Origin of the sequence: Sphingomonas sp., assembly GCF_030145815.1 — a bacterium.
GTDB lineage: Bacteria > Pseudomonadota > Alphaproteobacteria > Sphingomonadales > Sphingomonadaceae > Sphingomonas.
The window spans coordinates 186211-207703 of sequence record NZ_JAIXHL010000001.1; the positions used below are offsets into that span (position 1 = coordinate 186211).

Below are 21493 nucleotides of genomic sequence, written 5' to 3' on the forward strand. Positions count from 1 at the left end.
CGGGGAGGATTGGGGCGTTACGCTGCCCGAAGCGACGTCATCTGCAGCCAGGCGCGCGCCTGCTTCTGCGCTTCGATGATTTCGCGCGCGGTCATTTCTTCCGCGATCTCGGCCCGCATATAGGGGGCGTGGGCGCTGCCCTTCAGGGCGGCGATGTTGAACCATTTGTGCGCTTCGATCAGGTCCATGTCGACGCCCGACGCGCCGCTCGAATAGACCATCCCGAGCTCATAGGCCGCGTCGGCGCTACCGCGCGCCGCATCCGCCAGCCGGCTGTCGATCAGGAACTGTGCGCTCTTAATGCTGTTGCCCATGACTTTGCCCCACTTTTGATCGCTCTCATCATGGAAGCGAGCTTGGGGCATTCATGGTAAGCAAATGGTTAACGTCGCTTACCGGTCAATCCGGGGCCGCCACCGCAACATTGTCGATCAGCCGCGTGCCCGCGATCCGGGCGGCGGCGAGCAGGCGGCGGGGCTGGCCAGCGACCGGCGCGCCCAGGCTGTCGGCATCGACCAGCTCGACATAATCCACTTCAAAACCAGCAGCTTCCAGCGACACGCGCGCGGTGGCCAGCGCGGTGGCGGGGTCGTCGCCCTTCTCGATTGCGCGCACCGCGACGCCAAGCGCGCGGGGCAGGGCAACTGCAGCCGCGCGATCCTCGGGCGCGAGATAGGCGTTGCGCGAGGAGAGGGCGAGCCCGTCATCATCGCGCTGCGTCGGCACGCCGCGCACGTCGATATCGAAATCGAGGTCCGCGACCATCCGCCGGATCACCGCGAGCTGCTGGAAGTCTTTCTCGCCAAACAGCGCGACATCGGGCTTCACCTGGTTGAACAGCTTGGCGACCACCGTCGCGACCCCGTCGAAATGACCCGGCCGGGCCGCGCCGTCGAGCGGTTCGCTGACGCCCGCCACCGAAATGTTGGTCGCGTGGCCCTCGGGGTACATCACCTCGACCGGCGGCATCCACAACAGGTCGACCCCGGCCTCGGCCAGCATGCGCGAATCCGCCAGCTCCTTGCGCGGATAGCGGGCCAGATCTTCATTCGGCCCGAACTGCTTGGGGTTGACGAAGATCGACACCACCACGCGCTGCCCCGCCAGCTTGGCCTGCGCCACCAGTGCCATATGCCCGGCATGGAGCGCGCCCATGGTGGGGACGAAGGCGATCCGCTCGCCCGCAGCGCGGAATCCCGAAATGGCATCGCGAAGTTCGGAGAGCTGACGGATGGTTTGCACGCGTACAAGGCCTTGGATATGGAACGGAGGGCGGCCTTCTATGGGGGGCGGGCCGGGTGTTCAATCAGGGAAGTTGAGTGACCGACGCATTGAACGCGCTGCACGTGATCGTCTTCGCCAATGAAAAGGGCGGGACTGGCAAATCCACGACCGCTGTCCACACCGCCATCGCGCTCGCGATGAAGGGCGCCCGCGTGTCATGCCTCGATCTTGACCATCGCCAGCGCACGATGGGCCGCTATCTCGACAACCGGCTCGAAACGATGAACCGCGTCGGGCGCCCGCTGCCGATGCCGCGATTCGAAACGCATGACGGCGATAGCATTGCGCGCTTCTCCGAATCGCTGGAGCGGCTGGGGCAGGATACCGACTTCCTGATCATCGACACGCCCGGACGCGACGACAAGTTCGGGCGGATCGCGATCACCAATGCCGACACGCTGGTGACGCCGATGAACGACAGCTTCGTCGATTTCGACCTGATCGGGCAGGTCGACCCCGACACCTTCCGGGTTACGCGGCCCAGCTTCTATTCCGAACTGATCTGGGATTCGCGCAAGCGCCGCGCCAAAGCCGATGGCCAGACGATCGACTGGGTCGTCCTGCGCAACCGCATGCAACATATCGAGGCGCGCAACATGAAGCGCGTGTCGGAGGCGATCGACCAGCTCGCCAAGCGCGTCGGCTTTCGCGTCATCCCCGGCCTGTCCGAACGCGTGATCTATCGCGAGCTGTTCCCCAAGGGCTTGACCATGCTCGACAGCCGCGAATTCGGCGAAATGGGCCTCGCCCATGTCGCCGCGCGGCAGGAGCTGCGCGAGATGATGGCCGGCCTCGCCTTGCCCGAGGTCGAAGCCACGCTGCCGCTGTTCGCATGATTGCCAAATTCCTGATCGGGGTGCTGCTCGCCTGGCTCGGCTGGCGGCTCTGGCATGGCTGGGGACGACCGCTGCCCGGCACGCCCAAGCCGGCCCCGGCACCCACCGCGCGCGACCCCGAAGAGGCCGCGGCTTATGCCATTCTCGGCGTCTCGCCCGGGGCCGATGCGGATGAGATCCGCGCCGCGCACCGCCGCCTGATCACCAGCGTCCACCCCGATCGCGGCGGCTCGCCCGAACTGACCCGCCAGGTCAACGCCGCGCGCGACACGCTGCTCAAACCCAAGCTCGGCCCGAAAAACTGAAACGCATTGCGCTTAGCCGCGTTTGACGGTTGCACTTTGCGTAACGCGCGCGAAATGAAGCGCGTGGAATTTCCTCCGGAGGCCCAATGACCCATCGTTTCGATCCGACCTCGCTGCGCGAATATGACATCCGCGGAATCGTGGGAAAGACGCTCGGGCCGGACGATGCGCGCGCGATCGGGCGCGGCTTTGCCACCTTGCTGCGCCGCGCCGGCGGGCACCGCGTCGCGGTTAGCCGCGATGGGCGCGTCTCCTCTCCGGTGCTGGAGGCTGCGCTGATCGAGGGGCTGACCGCGTCGGGCTGCGACGTCGTCCGCATCGGCCTCGGGTCGACGCCGATGCTCTATTATGCCGAGGCGATTCTAGAGGTGGATGGCGGCATCCAGATAACCGGCAGCCATAATCCCGGCGACTATAACGGCTTCAAGATGGTGTTCCAGCACCGTCCGTTTTTTGGGGCCGACATTCAGACGCTCGGGCGCATGGCCGCCGAGGGTGATTGGGAGGAGGGCGAAGGCACGGTCGCCGACGCCGACATTCTCGACGATTATGTCGGTCGCCTGCTCGCCGGCTATGCGGGTGGCACCTTCCGCATCGGCTGGGACTGCGGCAATGGCGCGTCGGGGCCGGTGATCGAAAAGCTGGTGAAGCTCCTGCCCGGTGAGCATCACACGCTGTTCACCGATGTGGACGGCAATTTCCCCAATCATCATCCCGATCCCACCGAAGAGAAGAATCTGGCGCATCTCAAGGCGCTGGTCGCGGAGAAGAACCTCGATTTCGGACTGGCCTTTGACGGCGATGGCGACCGGATCGGCGCGATCGACGGGCAGGGCCGCGTGATCTGGGGCGATCAGCTTCTGTCCATTCTGGCCGAACCTGTCCTCAAAAAGGACCCCGGCGCGACAATCATCGCCGACGTGAAGGCCAGCCAGGCGCTGTACGACCGCATCGCCGAGCTGGGTGGCCAGCCGCTGATGTGGAAGACCGGGCACAGCCTGATCAAGACCAAGATGAAGGAAACCGGCGCGCCGCTCGCGGGCGAGATGAGCGGGCATATCTTCTTCGCGCAGGACTATTACGGCTTTGACGACGCGCATTATGCCGCGGTCCAGCTGATCAACGCGGTGCACCTGATCGGCACGTCGATGAGCGAGATCCGCAGCGCGATGCCGGCTATCGTCAACACGCCCGAAATGCGCTTCCAGGTCGATGAAAGCCGCAAGTTTGCGGTGATCGACGAGGTGCTGGAGCGGCTCAAGGCCGAGGGCGCCGACGTCAACGACACCGATGGCGCGCGGGTCAATACGCCCGATGGCTGGTGGCTGCTGCGCGCATCGAACACCCAGGACGTTCTGGTCGCCCGCGCCGAGGCGAAGGACGAAGCCGCGCTCGACCGCCTGCTGGCGATGATCGACGCGCAGCTCGCCGCCAGCGGGCTGGAGCGCGGGCCTCAGGCGGCGCATTGAGCGCGGCGGTCGAGTCCTATCTATCGACCCTCGCGCCGCATGACCGGGCGATGGTCGATGCGCTGCGTGCCATCGTGATCGCCGCCGCGCCGGACCTGATCGAGGAGATCAAGTGGAATGCGCCGAGCTTTCGCGACGGCGCGGACCACAAGGTTACGCTGGGCATCGAGCGCAAGGGCGGTGTCCGCGTCGTCCTCCATCGCGGCGTCGCAAAAAAGCACGCCACGGAGTTCAGCTTCGACGATGCCGCGCGGCTGGCCGCCTGGCCGGCACCCGACCGTGGCGTCGTGACGTTCCGCGATCTGGGGGAGATCGACTCGCGACATCGCGAATTGCGCGACCTGATCGCGCGCTGGATCGCGGCAACCCGCTGACCGCTTGCGAATGCCGGACCGGCGGGTGTTCAGCGGTGCGCCAGATCCCAGGCCGCGCGCACCTGCGCCAAATAGATCGGCGCGCTACGCCGTAACGCTGCCTGCGCATCGCGCGAAAAACCGGTGTGAAATTCCTGGCTCAGCCGTGCATCGGCGGCGGCGATGCGCAGCAGCGACCGCACCTCCTGCGGTGCTCGGTCCTGCGCCTGCAGATGCGTGGCAAGGCCAAGGATCGCCCGCGCGCGATCGGGGTTCATCGCCGGGCGGCGGATCAGTACCGCGACTGCGCGGCGATACCAGGCCTCCGCTTCTTCGGCGCGGCCCTGTTTCGCGATGATCGCGGCAAGGTAGGTGCGCCCCTTGGCGATCATCGGGTCGGACTCGCCGACCCGCGCGGCGGCGGCATCCAGCCCCTTGCGGAACATCGCCTCGCCCTCGGCGAGCCGGCCCTGGCTGGCGAGGTTGTAACCCAGATTGGTGTAGGTCACCGCCAGATCGAGCATGCCGCGATCGTCGGTCAGCTTCTCGCGTGCCGCCAGTAACGGGGCATAGAGCGCTTCGGCCTCGGCGAAGCGGCCCTGATCCTCCAACATATAGGCGATGTCCTGTTGCGCCTGCAGGATATCGCGGCTCCCGGCGGGCAGGATGCGCGAGCGCAGCGCCAGCGTTGCCCGCATCGTCGCCTCGGCCTCCTTGTGGCGCTCCTGATAGCTCAAGTTCCACGCTAGCGCGTAATAGATGTCGGCGACTTCGCCGGGGTCCGGCTTGTCCGCGTCGATTAGCGCGAGGGCGAGCCGATATAGCGGCTCCCCCTCGGTGAAGCACGCCTGTTGCTCCATCGCGCCTGCCAGATGCAGATAGGTGCGCACCAGCTGGGGCGTGCGCGCCATCGGTCGCCGGTCGGTGTGGAACAGCGGTGCGTACTGCTCGGCCAGCGCCGCATCGCCGCCGTCGCGCGACGCGACCACCAGCTTGCCCCAGCTCGCCGCGCACTCCAGCGTAGGCTTGGCCGGATCGCACGCTGCCAGCTCCGCCCGCCGCGCCGCGATGTAGCGCGCCCGCGCCGCATCGCCCCCGGCCAGCTCGATGCAGCGCGGCGCCCGTGCCGTCGCTGGCATTGCCGACACACCCGCCAGCGCCGGACTGGCAACGGCTAGAGTCAGCAACAGCAGCAGGCGGCGGACGATGAGCATGGGCTACATCCTATCGCACCGCAGGCCACGCGCCAGCGACGATCTCTGACAGGTGCCGCAGCGCAGGGGTGGCAAATCACGGCGCGCCGGGCCACATGGGGGCATGGTTCCCCCCGCCCCCCAGATCATCCGCGTCATTGACCTTGAAACGACCGGCAATGCGCCGCCGCAGCATGGCGTGTGCGAAATCGGCTGGCAGGATGTTGCGCTCGGCAAGGATGGCCGCTGGGAGCTGGAGGGGGACGGCGGTGCGCGCCTCGTCAATCCCGGCCGCCCGATCCCGCCGCTGACCATGGCGATCCACCATATCCGCGACGAAGACGTTGCTGATGCGCCATGGTGGCACGATGTTGCGCGCCCGGTGCTCGATCCCTGGCCGCGCCGCGTCGCGCTCGCGGCGCATCGCGCCAGTTTCGAGGAGCAGTTCTGCACCCCGTCGCTGACCCGGGGCGCGGACTGGATCTGCACCTATAAATGCGCGCTGCGGCTGTGGCGCGACAGCCCGGGCTTCTCGAACCAGTTTCTGCGCTATTATCGCATGCCCGCTGGGCTGGAGCATGAGCGCGGCCTGCCCGCGCACCGTGCCTTTCCTGATGCGTATGTGACGGCGCACCATTTGCGCGACATGCTCAACGAGGCCAGCGTCGCGCAGCTGATCGAATGGTCGAAGCTGCCGGGACTGCTCCCGCGCGTTCGCTATGGCCCCGATCGCGGCAAGGAATGGAGCGAGATCGACGACGAGGCGCTCGACGGCTTTCTGCAGGATCGCGACGAGGACATTCGCTACACCGCCCAGGTCGAGCTGCAACGCCGCCGCGGCCGGGGACCGGAATTCAAGCCGGTCCGCCAGCCGGACTTGTTTTAGACACGCCTAACGCGCTCCCCTCCCTGAAAGGGAGGGGTTGGGGGTGGGTGCGCGCGTCTGCGCGCTTAGAAATACCCGTGGTGAGCAACGCAGAGCGGCGACGAGGCATCGAGCCTCGCCGCCGCTAAACCCACCCCTCACCCCTCCCTTTCAGGGAGGGGAGTTGGAGTGACGGATCAATATTCGATCCGCGCGCTCTTGATCTTGCGCTTCTCCAGCATGACCTGAACGCTGTCCGGGCCGGACAGATGGCCCGCACCGACCGCCATGAAGACGACGCCCGGCTTGTCGAGCCGCGTGTCGATCCACTCGGCCCAACGCGCGTTGCGGTCGGCGAGCAGCATCTTGCTCAGCTCGGGCGAGCTGCGCATCGCCTCGTTCATGATCGCGGCCAGACCTTCGGCGTCACCTTCGGACCATTCGGCGACCATCTTTTCGAACTCCGGTCCGATCTGGCCGAGCTGCGTCAGCGTTTCAGTCAGGAACTGGATTTGCGCGGCTTCCGACAGGCTGTCGAAAAAGCCGAACTGCTGTTCGATGGTTTCGACGCCGGAGATCGGCTTGTTCGCCGCCTTGGCCGCTGCCGTCAGCGCGGTCTCGGCGCCCGAAGCCGGGTTATAGCCCGCCTTCATCAGTGCGACGAGCGACAGCTGGTTGGCCGCGAACCAAGGCTTCAGCCGGGCAAAGGCCTCGGGCGGAATGCCGGCGTCGGCGACCGCCTTGGCAAAGGCCTCGCGCTTGTCGGCGGGCAGGCGGTCGGCCAGTGCGGGGCCGGTGGCCGCGACGCCGTACTTCATGATCAGCGGTTGCACCGCAGCCGGATCAGGCATGTCGCCGATTTCGGTGACCAGCTCGCCACTCGCGTCGAATGCGGTCTTCACCGCTTCGTCGAACCAGCTGAGGTTGGACGGCAGCACATGGATCGTGCCGAACAGATAGATGGTCGTGTCCTCATCCTTGACCACCCACAGGGCAGGATCGGCGTCCTTGAGCGCAGCGGCCGGGGCGGGGGCCGGGGCCTGCTGTGCAAGGGCGGCAGGAGCGACGAACAACAGGGCAAGCGCCGTCGCTGCGCGGGGCAGGAACTTCTTCATCTTAAATCTCCGATAACAATGGGTTAGTTTAGCTCAGGGTCGTAATTTCTTGTAACCATAGGCCAGCATCATCACCGCGAAGGTCGCGACGGCGAGCGCTTCATGCTGGGGTTCACGCACCAGTCCGCCGCGCCACCACAGATACCAGTTGGCATAGAGCGCGAGGTAGAAGTTGAGCGCGATCGCCGACGACCAGAGGTTGTCGCGCCGCTCCAGTTCGTCGGTGACGCGGTTGTAGCGCCAGCCGCCATAGGCGATGCCGATGGTGGTGATCAGTGACGCGGCGATGGCCCAGGCGGCGGGGATGCCTTCCAGGAACTCGCCGCCCTCTACCTCGAACATCGCCGAGAAGAAGCCGACCACTGCGCCGGCGCCCATCAGCGTGAACAGGATGATCCGCTGGCGCCGCGTGCGGGCGCGCGCGGCGGCAAGACCGTCCTTCACTTCATTCGCCATCATCATGCTCCGCGTCATCGAAAATCTCCTCGATGCTCAGGTCGAACAGTCGCGCGATACGGAAGGCGAGCGGGAGCGAGGGGTCATATTTCCCCGTCTCGATCGCGTTCACCGCCTGTCGCGACACGCCCAGATGCCCGCCCAGTTCCGACTGGCTCCAGTTGCGTTCGGCGCGCAGCACTTTCAGACGGTTCCGCATTCGTCACTGTTCCCTGACATTGTGTCAGCCACAGGTGACTATATGTCAGGTTACCATTACACGCGTCAAGTGGATTTTTTGCCCCCCGGAATCGCGGCGACCAGCGCTGCGGCAACCGTGCCGATGCACAGCAGATAGGGAAAAGCGAGCGCGGTCGATCCGAAGGCAAAGGGCTGGAGCAGAAACACGGTGACAAAGCCGGTCAGCAGCGCGGCGATCACCGACGCCGTGCTTCCCCGAGTCGTGAACAGCGCGACCGCATAGACGCCGAGCAGCCCGGCATAGGCAAACACCATCACCGACAGCACGAATTCGAGCAGCGGCATGTCGCTGTGCTTCTGCCAATAATAGCTCAGCACCGCGGTGGCGAACATCGCGACGGCGACCGCGACCATGCCCCAGCGCCCGGCATGGACATAATGCCGATCCTCCGCCCCGCCGCGCGCCTCGCGCCAGGGGCGATAGAAATCGCTGACGACCACCGACGACATCGAATTGAGCGCCGAGGTGACGGTCGAAACCGCCGCCGCGATCACCCCGATCGTCACCAGCCCGCGCAGCCCGGGGGGCAGCTGGGTCAGGATATAGTGGACGAACACGGTGATCTTCTCGCCCGCGAAATTGGCGGAGACCGAATTGGTTGCCCCCATGATGTCGGGACGGTCGTAGAAGATGTGCAGCAGTAGCCCGATGGTCACGAAGATCGCGATGATCGGCACGCTGCCCAGCGCAGACATGATCAGGCTGCGCGCGCCGGTCTTCGCATCGGGGCTGGCGAGCAGCCGCTGGGTGGTATCCTGATCGAGGCCGGAACTGGCGGTGTTGAGCAGGAACAGCCCGGTGACCGCGGCGAGCAGCGTGAATGGCTTGGACAGATCGGTCGACAGGTCGAACAATCGCAGCTTGTTCACCCCATCGGGCGCATTGCGCAGCGCGTCGATCAGCGCCGCATTGTCGAGCGGGATCGCGGCGCGCAGGAAGATCAGGACAGCGATGGCCGCGCCGGCATAGACGATGAACTGGACGAAATCGTTCCAAATCACAGACTTGAGGCCTCCACGCAGGGTGAACGCCAGGCTGGCGAGCATCACCGCCGCCGCCGACAGGATGATCGATCCCGCATCGATCGCGTTGAACCCCACCATCGCGATCGCGATCGCCGCCAGATAGACGCGCGCACCACCCGACAGGATGCGCCCCGCCAGATACATGCCCCCCGCCCAACGCATGGCCCGCGCGTCGTAGCGCGTTTCGAGCAGCTCATAGACCGTGGCGACGCGCAGTGCGTAGAAGCGCGGGATCAGTACATGCGCGACGAAGAACGCCGCGAGCACCGCGCCCACCACCGCGCCGAGATAGCTGTAATCGCTGCGATATCCGTAATCGGGGGCGCCGAGGAAGGTCGCCGCCGACTGCTGCGTCGCCAGCACCGACACGGCGGCCAGCCACGCCGGCACGCTGTTCCCCGCGAGGAAATAATCCCCCGCATTGCGCGTCTCGACCCGGTTGAAATGCCAGGACAGCCCGGCCAGCACGGCAAGGTAGAGCCCGACCACGAGCCAGTCGAGCGCGGCGAAATGCAGCATCATCGCCAAGGTGTAGCAGAGGTCTTTGCAAGGTCACGCGCCAAGTTGCGGAACGACTCCCGCGCTCACGCTTTGAATCGGCCTCGCAACAAAAGGACCGGGCATGGCAGCGCGCGCATATTGGCAGGGGCAGATCCGTCTCGCGCTGGTCTCGATTCCCGTCGAGATCTACAGCGCCACCAAATCGGGCGCGCAGGTGGCATTCCACCAGGTCCACGAACCCTCGGGCAAGCGGATCAAATATGAAAAGGTCGTGCCCGGCATCGGCGCGATCGACACCGATGAGATCATGAAGGGGTTCGAGGTCGACAAGGGCGAATACGTCCTGCTCGACCAGGACGAGATCGATGCGGTCAAGCTCGAGTCCAAGAAGACGCTGGAGCTGACCCAGTTCGTCGACGCGCATGAGATCGACGTGCTCTATTACGAAAAGCCCTATTTCGTCGTCCCCGCCGACGACCTCGCCGAAGAGGCGTTCGTCGTGCTGCGGGAGGCGCTCAAGCGGACCAAGAAGGTCGGCCTCGGCCAACTGGCGATGCGCGGGCGCGAATATGTCGTGAGCCTGAAGCCGTGCGGGCGCGGCATGGTGCTGGAAACGCTGCGCTATGCTGATGAGGTGCACAAAGCGCAGGGCTATTTCCGCGACATTCCCGATACCGCGCCGGACGCGGACTTGCTCGACCTCGCCGAATCGCTGATCGAGAAGAAATCGGCGAAATTCGACCCCGCGACCTTCCACGATCGCTATGTCGATGCGCTCAAGGGGTTGATCGCGCGCAAGCAGAAGCAGAAGGGCAACCGCAAGATCATCGAGGACAGCGATTCGGGCGGTGCCGCACGCGGATCGAACGTCGTCGACCTGATGGCGGCGCTCAAGAAGAGCCTGGAAAAGCCGGGCGGTGCTGCCAAGTCGGCGAGCCAGACGCCCGCGAAAAAGGCCCCGGCGAAAAAGTCCGCGGCCAAGGCCCCGGCGCGCAAGCGGGCGTGACACGATGGAGTTGAACCCGCCGGTCACCTTCGACGCGCTCGGCTGGGATCCGTGGCTGCGGCTGGGCGGAGCCGCGATCGCCGGGTTGCTCCTCGGCCTCGATCGCGAAGTGCGCGGTCATGGAGCGGGGCTGCGCACCCATGCCATCCTGTGCTTCTCCGCCGCGCTGATCACGCTGTCCGCACTCGCCCTCTACTACCAGCTCGGCGGCACCGAATCCCAAGCCGACCCGCTCCGCGTAATTGAAGGAACGGCGGCAATGGCCGGCGTGATCGGCGGCGCGCTGATCGTGTTCGCCAAGGGTGAGGTCAAGAACCTGACCACTGCCGCGCATATCTGGCTGGCTGCGTCGATCGGGATTGCGTTCGGTGCGGGGCTGTATCCGATCGCGGTGATCGGCACGCTGGGGTCGGTGCTGTTGCTCACCCTGTTCGGCTGGATCGAACTGCGCGCCTTCAGGAAGAGCAATGGCCAAGGCTGATCCGCTCGAACGCTACAATGCGATGCGTGATTTCGCCAAGACGGCGGAGCCGCGCGGGGAGATCGGCAAGGGGGAAGGCCGGACCTTCATGGTCCAGAAACACGACGCGACGCGCCTCCACTGGGATTTCCGGCTGGAGGTGGACGGCGTGCTCAAAAGCTGGGCGGTGACGCGCGGCCCCAGCCTCGACCCCGACGAAAAGCGACTGGCGGTGCGCACCGAGGATCACCCGATGTCCTATGCGACGTTCGAAGGGACAATTCCCAAGGGCGAATATGGTGGCGGCACCGTCATGCTTTGGGACCGCGGCACCTGGGCGCCGGTGCCGGGCAAGAGCGCGAAGGATCTGGACAAGGGGCATCTCCATTTCACCCTCGATGGCGAGCGGATGAAGGGCGAATGGCTGCTCATCCGCCTGAAGCCCCGCGGTAAGGAGAAGCGCGAGAACTGGCTGCTGCGCAAGATCGACGATGCTTATGCCGGCGCGACCGATGCGTTGGTCGAAACGGGCCTCACCAGCGTCGCGACCGGCCGTACGATGCAGGAGATTGCAGAAGGCGTGAAACCGTCGCCCCGGCGCAGGCCGGGGCCGCCAAGTGGTGGCGCGAAACATGGCGGCCCCGGCCTACGCCGGGGCGACGCGAAGCCGCCCAAGTTCCGCGATCCTCAACTCGCCACGCTGGTCGATGCCGTCCCCTCCGGCAACGGCTGGCTGCACGAGATGAAATATGACGGCTACCGCGCGCTGGTCGCGATTGGCAAGGGCGGGCCGCACGTCTATACCCGCAGCGGGCTCGACTGGACCGACAAGTTCGCGAGCATCGCCGAGGCTGCTGCCACCCTCCCGGCATCCTCCGCGCTGGTCGATGGCGAAGTGGTCGCGTTCAAGGACGGCAAGCCCGATTTCTCGACACTCCAGGACGCGCTCTCCAGCGGCAGCGGCGATGTTGCATTTTTCGCCTTCGACCTGCTCGAACTGGATGGCGAAGACCTGACCGACCTCCCCCAGATCGATCGCAAGGAGCGGCTGCGCACGCTGCTCGACGGCGCCGATCCGCGCCTGCTGTTCTCAGAACACGTCCTTGGTGCGGGCGAAAAACTGTTCGAGGCGATGTGCCGCGAGGGCCATGAAGGCGTCATCTCGAAGCGTGCCGATGCGCCCTATCGCGGCAAGCGTACGAAAAGCTGGCTCAAGATCAAATGCACACGGCGGCAGGAATTCGTGATCCTCGGCTGGCTGCCCAGCAGCGCCAGTGGGCGAGGGCTGCGTTCGCTGCTGCTCGGCGTGCATGAGGGCGGGGCGCTGCGCTATGCCGGCAAGGTCGGTACGGGATTCAACGCATCGAATTCCGCCGCGCTGATGGACAAACTCGCGCGCATCGCACGCAAGACGCCGCCCGCCGATGTGCCCAAGGTCGCGGCACGCGGCGCACACTGGGTCTCGCCCAAGCTGGTCGCGGAGGTCGCCTTTGCCGAATTCACCGCCGAAAACGTCGTCCGCCACGCCAGCTTCATCGCGCTGCGCGACGACAAGCCTGCCGCCGAGATCGTGACCGAAACCGCCGCCCCGCCGCCACCCGCGCCGCAGAGCGACGTGAAGATCAGCAGCCGTGACCGCGTGATCTTTCCCGACTCGAAGATCACCAAGGGTCAGCTCGCGGACTATTATGCCGCCGTCGCGCCGATCATGCTGCCATGGCTCGCGCATCGCCCGATCAGCCTGGTGCGTTGTCCGCAGGGTCGGGCCAAGCAATGCTTCTTCCAGAAGCATGACGCGGGCAGCTTCGGCGACCATGTCCATCATGTCGACATTCGCGAGAAGGACGGATCGACCGAACCTTATCTGTGGGTCGACGATGCCGATGGCGTACTTGCCTGCGTCCAGATGGGGACGATCGAGTTCCACGGCTGGGGCAGCCGGGTGGAGGATGTCGAAAAGCCCGACCGGCTGGTGTTCGACCTCGACCCCGATGAGGGGCTCGACTTCGCCAGGGTCAAGACGGCCGCGGCGGACCTCAAACAGCATCTCGCCGACATGGGCCTCACCAGCTTCCCGATGCTGACCGGGGGCAAGGGCGTGCACGTCATCGTGCCGCTGACCCCGCAGGCGGAGTGGCCCGCCGCCAAATCCTTTGCCGATCGCTTCGCCCGCGCGCTGGCACAGGCCGAGCCCGATCGCTTCACCGCCAACCTAAAAAAGGCCGATCGCAAGGGCCGCATCTTTATCGATTATCTCCGCAATCAGCGCGGCAGTACGGCGGTGATGCCCTATGTCGCCCGCGCCCGCCCCGGCGCGCCGGTGTCCGCGCCGGTCAGCTGGAGCGAATTGCGCGACGCCGACAGCGCGCAATTGTTCAGTGTTCGCGACGCCGCGCTGCTGCTGGATCGCGCGACCGGACGCGCGCTCGCCGGTTGGGGTCAGGCGGATCAGGTGCTGCCCGATATCTGATCCTTGTTGCACCTGCGCAGCAACCCCGTCACAGAACATCAGGTCCAAGGGGGTAATGAATGGCGAGCGCTGTTGCGGACACCGGCTATGACACGGCGGCGATCGCGCGGCGCTGGCTGACGGACTATCGCGCCGCGACCCCCGCGACTGACATGCTCTACGCCGCCGGGCTCGACGATCCCGCTTGGAACGCGGCGCTCGAGGAACTGGCCGAGCGCGCCGGCGACGACCTTACCGCTGCGCGCGAGCGGGCACAGCGTCATGCCGAGGATATCGGCACCGGCTTTCGCATCGCGGGCGAGGGCGAGGAACGGCCCTGGCCGCTCTCGCCGGTCCCGCTGCTGATCGAAAAGCGCGAATGGCAGAGGATCGCCGCAGGCGTCGCCCAGCGCGCCGACCTGCTCGAAGCGATCCTGGCCGACAGCTATGGCGAGCAGACTCTCGTGCGCGGCGGAAGCCTGCCTGCCACCCTGCTGACCGGCAGCCCCTATTTCCTGCGCCCGATGATGGGGCTGGAGCCGCCCGGCGGCTGCCACCTCCATTTCGTCGCATTCGACCTGTGCCGCGGACCTTCGGGCGAGTGGCGCGTGCTCGCCGATCATCTGCGCGCGCCAGCCGGGGCCGGCTATGCGCTCGAAAACCGGCTCGCCATTGCGCGGATGCTGGGGGGCTTGCAGGGGCGGCTCAATGTCGAGCGGCACGCGCCGTTCTTTGCCGCCTTTCGTGAGGGGATTGCCGCGCGGTGCAAGCGCGCCGATCCCCGCATCGGGCTGCTCACGCCGGGCCGGCTCAACCCCAGCTATGCCGAACAGGCGCATCTCGCGCGCTATCTCGGCTTCCTGCTGGTCGAGGGTGGCGATCTCGCCGTGCTCGACGACCGCGTTTACCTCCGCACCATCGCCGGGCTGAAGCGCGTCGATGCGCTGTGGCGGCGGGTCGATCCGCGGATGATCGATCCGCTCGCGTTCGACTCGCATTCGGCGATCGGCGTGCCGGGCCTGATCGACGCGATGGCGCAGGGGGAGGTGGTGATCGCCAATTCACCCGGCGCGGGGATGCTGGAGGCACCTGCCTTCGCCGCCTTCCTGCCGCGCGTCTGCGCCCGTCTGACGGGCGAGAGCCTGAAGCTCGCCAATATCGCGACCTGGTGGTGCGGCCAGCCGCGCGAATGCGCCGAGGTGGCGAGCGACTTGGACAATATGGTGATCGCTCCCGCTTTCGGTGTTGCGACCAATGTCCTGTCCGATGCGATGCTCGGCTCGGCGATGTCGCCCGAAATGCGCGCCGCTTTGCGCGCCGATCTCGACCGCCGCCCGCAGGATTATGTCGGGCAGGAGGTGGTGCGCCTATCGACTATGCCCGTAGTCAGCGATGGCCGACTGGAAGCGCGCCCCTTCACGCTGCGGGTGTTCGCGGCGCGCGGCGCGGACGGCAGCTGGCACGTCATGCCCGGCGGCTTCGCGCAGATCGGTGAAAAGCCCGATGCGCGTGCGGCGGTGATGGGGGAGGGCAATTGGTCCGCCGATGTCGTGATCCATGGCGGCGATGCGGTAGCCCCGGTGACCCTGCTCCAGCCGAGCGACTCCACCCAGCTGCGCCGCAACCCCGGCACCCTGCCCAGCCGCGTCGCCGACAATCTCTTCTGGCTCGGCCGCTATCTCGAGCGCGGCGAGGCGCGGCTTGGCGTGATCCGCGCGCTGCTCGGCCATTCGATCAGCGCCGACAGTGGCGCGGCGCTCGCCGCCGATACGGTCGGTCGGCTGGTGCGCCTTGTGGTCGAGGGCGGGGCAGCGCCCCAGCCCGATAGCCTGGGCCGCGCGCACCTCACCCGCTTTGCCGAAGCCGCGATGGACGCGACCGATGGCTGGTACAGCGTGCGCGCAATCAACCGTCAGGCGCGCGCGATCGGCGCGATCAGCCGCGACCGCCTGTCCGCCGACATGATCCGCCTGCTCGACGCACCCTATCCGACGCGAGGCAGTGCGCTCGACCGGGCCGGGTCGCTGCAGCGGCGCTATTACGCGCTGGCGGGTCTATCGTCGGAGCATATGGGTCGCACCGATGCCTGGCGTTTCCATGACCTTGGCCGCCGGGTCGAGCGCGCGGTGGCGACGGTTGCCGCGCTGCGGCTGCTCGGCCATGTCGAGGCCACGAGCGACGACCTGTCCGCGCTGCTCGACCTGGCCGACAGCCAGATCAGCTATCGCCAGCGTTACCTGACCGGCATTGCCCGCGTGCCGGTGGTCGACCTGATCGCGCTCGACCCCGGCAACCCGCGCGGCATCGCGTTTCAGGTCGCGGCGATCTCGGCACATCTCGAAGCATTGCCGCGCCTGTCCGACGATGGCCTGGCCGAGCCGCAACAGGCCATCGCCCGCGAACTCGCCGCGCTCGTCGGGACGGCGCACGCCGCCAGCTTCGACCTCGACCAGCTCTACGCCATCGGCAACAAGCTCGCCGCGCTCTCCGAAGCGGTCGCCCGCCGCTATTTCCTCCACGGATCGGAACCGCTGCGCGCCGCCGGGCTTGTGGTCGGCTGATGCGCTACGCCATTCGCCATGTCACGCGGTTCGACTATGCCGAGCCGGTCGGGTTCGCCCGCTGCAACCTGCGCCTCAAGCCGATCCATTGGTCGGGGCAGGAACTGCACGACTATAGCCTGACCGTGCAGCCCGGCGGCAGCACCGCGCCCGCGCGGGCCGAGGCGGGGCTCGCCAATGTCGTGCGTCTCGTCGTGACTCAGCCGGTACAGAGCCTGACGATCGAGAGCCGCTGCACCATCACCGTCGATCGCCCGGTGCCAATGCCCGCGCCCGACGATCCCACGCTGGCGCAGGTCGCCGCCGAAGCGCGCGCCAGCCGCGATGCCGGGCCGGCCAGCCCCGCCTCCTATCTCTTCCCTTCGCCACTCATCCCGCTCGACCGCGACATCGCGGAGTGGTGCGCGCAGGAATTGGACCCGTCGCGCGGCGCGCTCGACGCCGCCATCGCGCTCGCCCGGCGCATCCAGAACGAGTTCGCCTTCGACCCCACCGCCACGCTGGTCGACACCCCCCCGCGTGAGGCGTTCCTCAAGCGCGGCGGCGTGTGTCAGGATTTCGCGCAGATCATGATCTCCGGCCTGCGCGCCGCGGGACTGCCCGCCGCCTATGTCTCGGGCTATCTGCGTACGCTCCCCCCGCCCGGCCAGCCGCGCCTGGTCGGTGCCGACGCCACCCATGCCTGGGTGCTGCTGTGGTGCGGGCATGCGCGCGGCTGGGTCGGGGTCGATCCGACCAACGGCATCTGGATGGCGAGCGATCATGTCGTCGTCGCGATCGGCCGCGACTATACCGACATCGCCCCGATCGACGGCATCGTGCTGGGTTCGGGCGCGCAGGACATGCATGTGTCGGTGGATGTCGAGCCGCTCGATTAGCCTGTCCGACTTGCATCCGCGCTCCGCCATGCCGATGTAGCGGGGCAATACACGATCATCAGAATAACCGGGGAAACACGTGGCCGATCCTTACGCAATTTTGGGAGTCTCGCGCGGGGCCAGCGAGGACGAGATCAAGAAAGCGTACCGCAAGCTCGCGAAGGAGCTGCATCCCGACCGCAACCAGGACAATCCCAAGGCCGCGGAGAGGTTCGGCACGGTGACGCAGGCCTATGACCTGCTGATGGACAAGGACAAGCGAGCGCGCTTCGACCGGGGTGAGATCGACGGCGACGGCAACCCGACCTCGCCGTTCGGCGGGGGATTCGCGGGCGCGCGCAGCGGTCCGCAGGGCGGCTTTCGCCCCGGCGGTGCTCAGTTCGACTTCGGCGGCGGCGGGGATGCCGGGTTCGAGGATATTCTTGAGGGGCTGTTTGGCGGCCGCGCCGGCGGACACCCCGGTGGCGGCTTCTCCAGCGGCTTTGGTCGCCGTCCGCCGCCGGCCAAGGGCGCGAATGTCGCCTATCGCCTGCGCGTGCCCTTCGAAGATGCCGCCGCGCTCAAGCAACAGCGAATTCAGCTGCGCGACGGATCGACCATCGACCTCAAACTGCCCAAGGGCGTCGACACCGGCACCCAGATGCGCCTCGCGGGCAAGGGCGATGCCGGACCGGGCGGCAATGGCGATGCCATCGTGACGATCGAGGTTGAGCCGCATCGCTTCTTCACCCGCGACGGCGACCATATCCGCCTCGACCTGCCGATCACGCTCAAGGAAGCGGTGGCCGGCGCGAGTGTGCGCGTGCCCACGCCCGAAGGGCCGGTGAACCTCAAGGTTCCCGCCGGGTCGAGTTCGGGCAAGACACTGCGGCTCAAGGATCGCGGCTTTCACGGCAAGACGGCGCGGGGCGACCTGCTCGTCACACTGATGATCGAAATCCCCGGGGCCGACCCGAAGCTCGCCGAGTTCGTCGCCGACTGGACCGATCAGGGGAACCCCCGCGCGCGGTTGGGCGTCTGAACGGGTATCGTGACCGAGCCGATTTCCCCTGAATCGCCCGAGGCCCGCCGGCACGGCTTTCACAAGAAGCTGTCCGATCTCGGCGTCACCGACCGGGCAATCGAGGTGACGAAGCGGGTGGCGGTCGGTGCCTTCAACGACGGCTTCACCCATGCCGGCAACCTCGCCTATCTCAGCCTCGTCACGCTGTTCCCCTTCTTCATCGTCGCCACCGCAGTGGCGCGGCTGGTCGGGCGCACCGGCGACGGGCTTCAGGCGGTCGGTGCATTCCTGCGCACCGTGCCGCCCGAGGTTGCCGATCTGCTGCGCCCGGCGATCATCGAGGTGCTAGAAGGGCGTTCGGGTTCGCTGCTGTGGTTAGGCGCGCTCGTTGGGCTATGGACGACATCAGGCTTCATCGAGACGATTCGCGCGATCCTGCGTCAGGCCTATGGAATCCCTTCGGTCACGCCGTTCTGGCGGCTCAAGCTGGCGGCGATCGGTATGGTGATCGCCTCGGTGATCCTGGCAATGATGGCTTTCAGCTTCCAGCTGCTGCTCAGCGGTGCGGAGCAGTTCATCCTGCGCGTGATCCCCTTTGCCTCCGACGCGGCGCGGGTGATCTCGCTGACCAAGGTCGCGCCCGCCATCGCGCTGTTCGGCGCGCTCTACATCCTGTTCTACACGCTGACCCCGTCGCGTTACCGCAAGTCCGGCTGCCCCAAATGGCCCGGCCCGGCGTTCGTGACTCTGTGGTGGATGGGCTGCACTGCCGCCTTGCCTGCGGTGATCGGCGCGTTCGGTGGCTATGGCCTGACCTATGGCAGCCTCGCCGGCGTGATGGTCGCGCTCATCTTCTTCTTTCTCATCGGCTTTGGCGTCGTTATCGGCGCCGAGCTCAACGCCGCACTGGCAGAAACGCCCGAAACCGGGCTAGAGACACCGTCAGAGGGACCGGAGGGTAAGACGTGACCGGATTGATGCAGGGTAAACGCGGGCTGATCATGGGGCTCGCCAATGATCGTTCGCTGGCATGGGGCATCGCCAAGAAGCTGCGCGAACAGGGTGCGGAACTGGCGTTCAGCTATCAGGGCGAGGCGCTGGAGCGGCGCGTGCGACCGCTCGCGGCGGAACTGGGCAGCGATTTCCTGATCGACTGCGATGTCAGCGACATGGCCGAGCTCGACAAGACTTTTGCCACGCTGGCGGAGCGCTGGCCGACCATCGACTTCGTGGTCCACGCGATCGGCTTTTCGGACAAAAACGAACTGCGCGGCGGCTATGTCGACACCAGCCTCGACAATTTCCTGATGACGATGAACATCAGCGTCTATTCGTTCGTCGCGGTGGCCAAGCGCGCGCAGGCGATGATGCCGAATGGCGGATCGCTGCTGACGCTGTCCTATTACGGCGCGGAGAAGGTCATCCCGCACTATAACGTGATGGGCGTGGCCAAGGCGGCGCTGGAAACCAGCGTCCAGTATCTCGCGGTCGATCTCGGCAAGCAGAATATCCGCGTCAACGCGATCAGCGCCGGCCCGATCAAGACGCTCGCGGCCAGCGGCATCGGCGACTTCCGCCTGATCCTCAAGTGGAACGAGCTCAACGCGCCATTGAAGCGCAACGTGACGATCGAGGATGTCGGCGGCGCCGGCCTCTATTTCCTGTCCGACCTGTCGAGCGGCACCACCGGCGAAACCCACCATGTCGACGCTGGCTACCACGTCATCGGCATGAAGGCAGAGGACGCCCCGGATATCGCGCTGGTGTGATGATCGCCATACGCCCCGCCACCGGTGGCGATGTCGCCGCGATCGACGCGCTGTTGCGACGCAGCTTTCCGGCGGCGGATGAGGCGTTGCTGGTGCAGCGGCTATGCATCGATGGCGACATGGTACTGACGCTGGTCGCCGATGACGAAGAGACCGGCGCGCTGGCGGGCATGGTCGCGTTCAGCCGGATGGACGTGCGCGTCAACGATGTGGCCCTCGCCGCCGTCGCGCTCGCGCCGGTCGCGGTCGAGGCGGCGTATCGCCAGCAGGGTGTGGCCGAAGCCTTGATCGCGGCCGGGCATCGGCATCTTGGCGATGCCGGCTATCTGCTCAGCTTCGTGCTCGGCGATCCGGCTTACTACGGCCGCTTCGGTTACGCCGCCGACCTCGCGCGCGGGTTCGACTCGCCCTATGCCGGGGACTATCTGATGGCGCTGGCGTTGCAGGATGGAAAGCTGCCGTGCGGCGTGCGCGGCATCGCGGCCCATGCCTGCGCATTCGCGGCGCTCGGAGAACAGGCCGAGGCATAGCGGGCATTGCCCGGCCCCGCGCCCTTCTTGCTTCCAAATCGCGATGCAATCGGCAAGGAGATGACGCCATGAGCTTCAATACCTTCGGCCGCGTGCTGCGCTTCACCACCTTTGGCGAAAGCCATGGTCCCGCAATCGGTGCCGTGGTCGATGGCTGCCCGCCGCGCCTCACCCTCAGCGAAGCCGATATCCAGCCCTTCCTCGACAAGCGCCGCCCCGGCCAGTCGCGCTTCACCACGCAGCGGCAGGAACCGGATCAGGTCCGCATCCTCTCCGGCGTGTTCGAGGGGCGGACGACCGGCACCCCGATCGGCCTGCTGATTGACAATGTCGACCAGCGCTCAAAGGATTATTCGGAGGTCGCGAGCGCCTATCGCCCGGGCCATGCCGATTATGCCTATGACGCCAAATACGGCTTTCGCGACTATCGCGGCGGCGGGCGCTCCTCGGCGCGTGAGACGGCGATGCGCGTCGCGGCGGGGGCGGTGGCGCGCAAGGTGATCCCGGAGGTCCGCATCCGCGCCTGGGTCGAACAGATCGGCCAGCACCCGATCCTCTATTCGCGGTTCGACGAAAACGAGATCAACAACAACGCCTTCTTCGCCCCCGACCCGGTCGCGGCTGAGCAGTGGGAGAAGATCATCGACGCCGCGCGCAAGGATGGTTCCTCGCTCGGCGCGGTGGTGGTGTGCGAGGCCGAGGGTGTGCCCGCCGGCTGGGGCGCGCCGCTCTATGCCAAGCTCGACAGCGAGCTGGCGGCGGCGATGATGAGCATCAATGCGGTCAAGGGCGTCGAGATCGGCGACGGCTTCGCTGCGGCGCTGGCGACAGGGGAGGGCAATGCCGATCCGATGCGCCCCGGCACGCCGGGGGCCGGTCCGCAATTCCTCGCCAACCATGCCGGCGGCATCGCGGGCGGCATCTCGACCGGCCAACCGGTGCGGGTGCGCGTCGCGTTCAAGCCGACCAGCTCGATCCTCACTCCGGTCGAGACCATCACGCGCGAGGGTGAAGCGACCGAGATCCGTACCAAGGGCCGCCACGACCCCTGCGTCGGCATTCGCGGGGTGCCGGTGGTCGAGGCGATGATGGCACTGGTGCTGGCCGACCAGAAACTCCTCCACCGCGCACAGTGCGGGTGATCGGCCTGCCGCTCGCGCAGCGCAGTTGATGGGCGAGCCGGGCACCATCGCC

At 66.7% G+C, this 21493-nt stretch carries 22 protein-coding genes; 15 read left to right on the top strand and 7 right to left on the bottom strand.

Translation table 11 applies throughout. The features are described 5' to 3' along the window. Window positions 1-17: 17 nt before the first annotated feature. Window positions 18-314: a hypothetical protein gene (locus tag KYX69_RS00935; protein ID WP_300492656.1), complete on the bottom strand. Its 297-nt coding sequence runs from the start codon at window positions 312-314 to the stop codon at window positions 18-20. 85 nt (window positions 315-399) lie between these two features. Then, a complete protein-coding gene (panC, locus tag KYX69_RS00940) occupies window positions 400-1242 on the bottom strand; it encodes a pantoate--beta-alanine ligase (RefSeq protein ID WP_300492657.1) in 843 nt (280 codons plus the stop codon). Window positions 1243-1319: 77 nt separating this feature from the next. On the opposite strand from panC, the gene KYX69_RS00945 reads away from it, so the two are divergent. The 4 genes from KYX69_RS00945 (at window position 1320) to KYX69_RS00960 (ending at window position 4268) form a co-directional block, all read left to right on the top strand. Continuing rightward, complete coding sequence (locus KYX69_RS00945; protein WP_300492658.1) at window positions 1320-2120, top strand: division plane positioning ATPase MipZ; 801 nt, start codon at window positions 1320-1322, stop codon at window positions 2118-2120. Next, window positions 2120-2425, top strand: coding sequence for a J domain-containing protein (locus tag KYX69_RS00950; protein ID WP_300492854.1), 306 nt, complete (start codon window positions 2120-2122; stop codon window positions 2423-2425). The genes KYX69_RS00945 and KYX69_RS00950 overlap by 1 nt, the downstream gene beginning before the upstream one ends. 86 nt (window positions 2426-2511) lie before the next feature. Beyond that, window positions 2512-3894: a phosphoglucomutase/phosphomannomutase PgmG gene (pgmG, locus tag KYX69_RS00955; protein WP_300492659.1), complete on the top strand. Its 1383-nt coding sequence runs from the start codon at window positions 2512-2514 to the stop codon at window positions 3892-3894. Continuing rightward, window positions 3891-4268: a DUF1801 domain-containing protein gene (locus KYX69_RS00960; protein ID WP_300492660.1), complete on the top strand. Its 378-nt coding sequence runs from the start codon at window positions 3891-3893 to the stop codon at window positions 4266-4268. The genes pgmG and KYX69_RS00960 overlap by 4 nt, the downstream gene beginning before the upstream one ends. A gap of 29 nt (window positions 4269-4297) precedes the next feature. Here the strand turns inward: KYX69_RS00960 and KYX69_RS00965 are convergent, their stop codons facing one another. After that, window positions 4298-5461: a tetratricopeptide repeat protein gene (locus KYX69_RS00965; protein WP_300492661.1), complete on the bottom strand. Its 1164-nt coding sequence runs from the start codon at window positions 5459-5461 to the stop codon at window positions 4298-4300. Between the two features lie 103 nt (window positions 5462-5564). Between KYX69_RS00965 and KYX69_RS00970 the strand changes: the two genes are divergently transcribed. Next, on the top strand, window positions 5565-6326 hold the full coding sequence (locus tag KYX69_RS00970) for an exonuclease domain-containing protein (RefSeq protein ID WP_300492662.1): 762 nt from the start codon (window positions 5565-5567) through the stop codon (window positions 6324-6326). Between the two features lie 176 nt (window positions 6327-6502). On the opposite strand, the gene KYX69_RS00975 is transcribed toward KYX69_RS00970, so the two are convergent. The 4 genes from KYX69_RS00975 to KYX69_RS00990 form a co-directional block, all read right to left on the bottom strand. Beyond that, window positions 6503-7420, bottom strand: a complete 918-nt coding sequence (locus tag KYX69_RS00975) for a TraB/GumN family protein (RefSeq protein ID WP_300492663.1) — start codon at window positions 7418-7420, stop codon at window positions 6503-6505. Between the two features lie 33 nt (window positions 7421-7453). Then, window positions 7454-7894 (bottom strand): hypothetical protein, encoded by a 441-nt coding sequence (locus KYX69_RS00980; RefSeq protein ID WP_300492664.1) that lies wholly within the window; start codon window positions 7892-7894, stop codon window positions 7454-7456. Continuing rightward, entirely contained in the window at window positions 7866-8075 is a 210-nt protein-coding gene (locus KYX69_RS00985; RefSeq protein WP_300492665.1) for a helix-turn-helix transcriptional regulator, read from the bottom strand. The genes KYX69_RS00980 and KYX69_RS00985 overlap by 29 nt, the downstream gene beginning before the upstream one ends. A gap of 65 nt (window positions 8076-8140) precedes the next feature. Then, window positions 8141-9664 (bottom strand): sodium:solute symporter, encoded by a 1524-nt coding sequence (locus KYX69_RS00990; RefSeq protein WP_300492856.1) that lies wholly within the window; start codon window positions 9662-9664, stop codon window positions 8141-8143. Between the two features lie 100 nt (window positions 9665-9764). Here KYX69_RS00990 and KYX69_RS00995 point away from each other — a divergent pair, with 100 nt between their 5' ends. From KYX69_RS00995 to aroC, 10 genes are all read left to right on the top strand, one after another. Beyond that, window positions 9765-10649, top strand: coding sequence for a Ku protein (locus KYX69_RS00995; RefSeq protein ID WP_300492666.1), 885 nt, complete (start codon window positions 9765-9767; stop codon window positions 10647-10649). A 4-nt stretch (window positions 10650-10653) separates the two neighbouring features. Then, a complete protein-coding gene (locus KYX69_RS01000; protein ID WP_300492667.1) occupies window positions 10654-11130 on the top strand; it encodes an MgtC/SapB family protein in 477 nt (158 codons plus the stop codon). Then, complete coding sequence (gene ligD / locus KYX69_RS01005; RefSeq protein WP_300492668.1) at window positions 11117-13579, top strand: DNA ligase D; 2463 nt, start codon at window positions 11117-11119, stop codon at window positions 13577-13579. Before KYX69_RS01000 ends, ligD begins: the two co-directional genes overlap by 14 nt. Window positions 13580-13638: 59 nt before the next feature. Next, a complete protein-coding gene (locus KYX69_RS01010; protein ID WP_300492669.1) occupies window positions 13639-16119 on the top strand; it encodes a circularly permuted type 2 ATP-grasp protein in 2481 nt (826 codons plus the stop codon). After that, a complete protein-coding gene (locus KYX69_RS01015; RefSeq protein WP_300492670.1) occupies window positions 16119-16997 on the top strand; it encodes a transglutaminase family protein in 879 nt (292 codons plus the stop codon). Before KYX69_RS01010 ends, KYX69_RS01015 begins: the two co-directional genes overlap by 1 nt. A 79-nt stretch (window positions 16998-17076) precedes the next feature. Beyond that, window positions 17077-18018 carry a DnaJ C-terminal domain-containing protein gene (locus KYX69_RS01020; protein WP_300492671.1) on the top strand — a complete coding sequence of 314 codons (942 nt, stop codon included), beginning with the start codon at window positions 17077-17079 and terminating at the stop codon, window positions 18016-18018. Window positions 18019-18027: 9 nt separating this feature from the next. Next, window positions 18028-18969 (top strand): YihY/virulence factor BrkB family protein, encoded by a 942-nt coding sequence (locus KYX69_RS01025; RefSeq protein ID WP_300492672.1) that lies wholly within the window; start codon window positions 18028-18030, stop codon window positions 18967-18969. Beyond that, the gene (fabI, locus tag KYX69_RS01030) at window positions 18966-19769 is read left to right on the top strand and encodes an enoyl-ACP reductase FabI (protein WP_300492673.1); all 804 of its coding nucleotides are present in this window, start codon (window positions 18966-18968) and stop codon (window positions 19767-19769) included. The genes KYX69_RS01025 and fabI overlap by 4 nt, the downstream gene beginning before the upstream one ends. Then, window positions 19769-20299, top strand: coding sequence for a GNAT family N-acetyltransferase (locus KYX69_RS01035; protein ID WP_300492674.1), 531 nt, complete (start codon window positions 19769-19771; stop codon window positions 20297-20299). Before fabI ends, KYX69_RS01035 begins: the two co-directional genes overlap by 1 nt. A 68-nt stretch (window positions 20300-20367) precedes the next feature. Then, the gene (gene aroC / locus KYX69_RS01040; RefSeq protein WP_300492675.1) at window positions 20368-21441 is read left to right on the top strand and encodes a chorismate synthase; all 1074 of its coding nucleotides are present in this window, start codon (window positions 20368-20370) and stop codon (window positions 21439-21441) included. Window positions 21442-21493: the final 52 nt, after the last annotated feature.

Excerpts from the sequence above, each read along its gene's own strand:
- KYX69_RS00935 (WP_300492656.1), bottom strand. The coding sequence starts at position 314 with ATGGGCAACAGCATTAAGAGCGCACAGTTCCTGATCGACAGCCGGCTG.
- pgmG (WP_300492659.1), top strand. The coding sequence starts at position 2,512 with ATGACCCATCGTTTCGATCCGACCTCGCTGCGCGAATATGACATCCGC.
- KYX69_RS00965 (WP_300492661.1), bottom strand. The coding sequence starts at position 5,461 with ATGCTCATCGTCCGCCGCCTGCTGCTGTTGCTGACTCTAGCCGTTGCC.
- KYX69_RS00970 (WP_300492662.1), top strand. The coding sequence starts at position 5,565 with ATGGTTCCCCCCGCCCCCCAGATCATCCGCGTCATTGACCTTGAAACG.
- KYX69_RS00975 (WP_300492663.1), bottom strand. The coding sequence starts at position 7,420 with ATGAAGAAGTTCCTGCCCCGCGCAGCGACGGCGCTTGCCCTGTTGTTC.
- KYX69_RS00980 (WP_300492664.1), bottom strand. The coding sequence starts at position 7,894 with ATGACGCGGAGCATGATGATGGCGAATGAAGTGAAGGACGGTCTTGCC.
- KYX69_RS00985 (WP_300492665.1), bottom strand. The coding sequence starts at position 8,075 with ATGCGGAACCGTCTGAAAGTGCTGCGCGCCGAACGCAACTGGAGCCAG.
- KYX69_RS00990 (WP_300492856.1), bottom strand. The coding sequence starts at position 9,664 with ATGATGCTGCATTTCGCCGCGCTCGACTGGCTCGTGGTCGGGCTCTAC.
- KYX69_RS00995 (WP_300492666.1), top strand. The coding sequence starts at position 9,765 with ATGGCAGCGCGCGCATATTGGCAGGGGCAGATCCGTCTCGCGCTGGTC.
- KYX69_RS01000 (WP_300492667.1), top strand. The coding sequence starts at position 10,654 with ATGGAGTTGAACCCGCCGGTCACCTTCGACGCGCTCGGCTGGGATCCG.
- ligD (WP_300492668.1), top strand. The coding sequence starts at position 11,117 with ATGGCCAAGGCTGATCCGCTCGAACGCTACAATGCGATGCGTGATTTC.
- KYX69_RS01010 (WP_300492669.1), top strand. The coding sequence starts at position 13,639 with ATGGCGAGCGCTGTTGCGGACACCGGCTATGACACGGCGGCGATCGCG.
- KYX69_RS01015 (WP_300492670.1), top strand. The coding sequence starts at position 16,119 with ATGCGCTACGCCATTCGCCATGTCACGCGGTTCGACTATGCCGAGCCG.
- KYX69_RS01035 (WP_300492674.1), top strand. The coding sequence starts at position 19,769 with ATGATCGCCATACGCCCCGCCACCGGTGGCGATGTCGCCGCGATCGAC.
- aroC (WP_300492675.1), top strand. The coding sequence starts at position 20,368 with ATGAGCTTCAATACCTTCGGCCGCGTGCTGCGCTTCACCACCTTTGGC.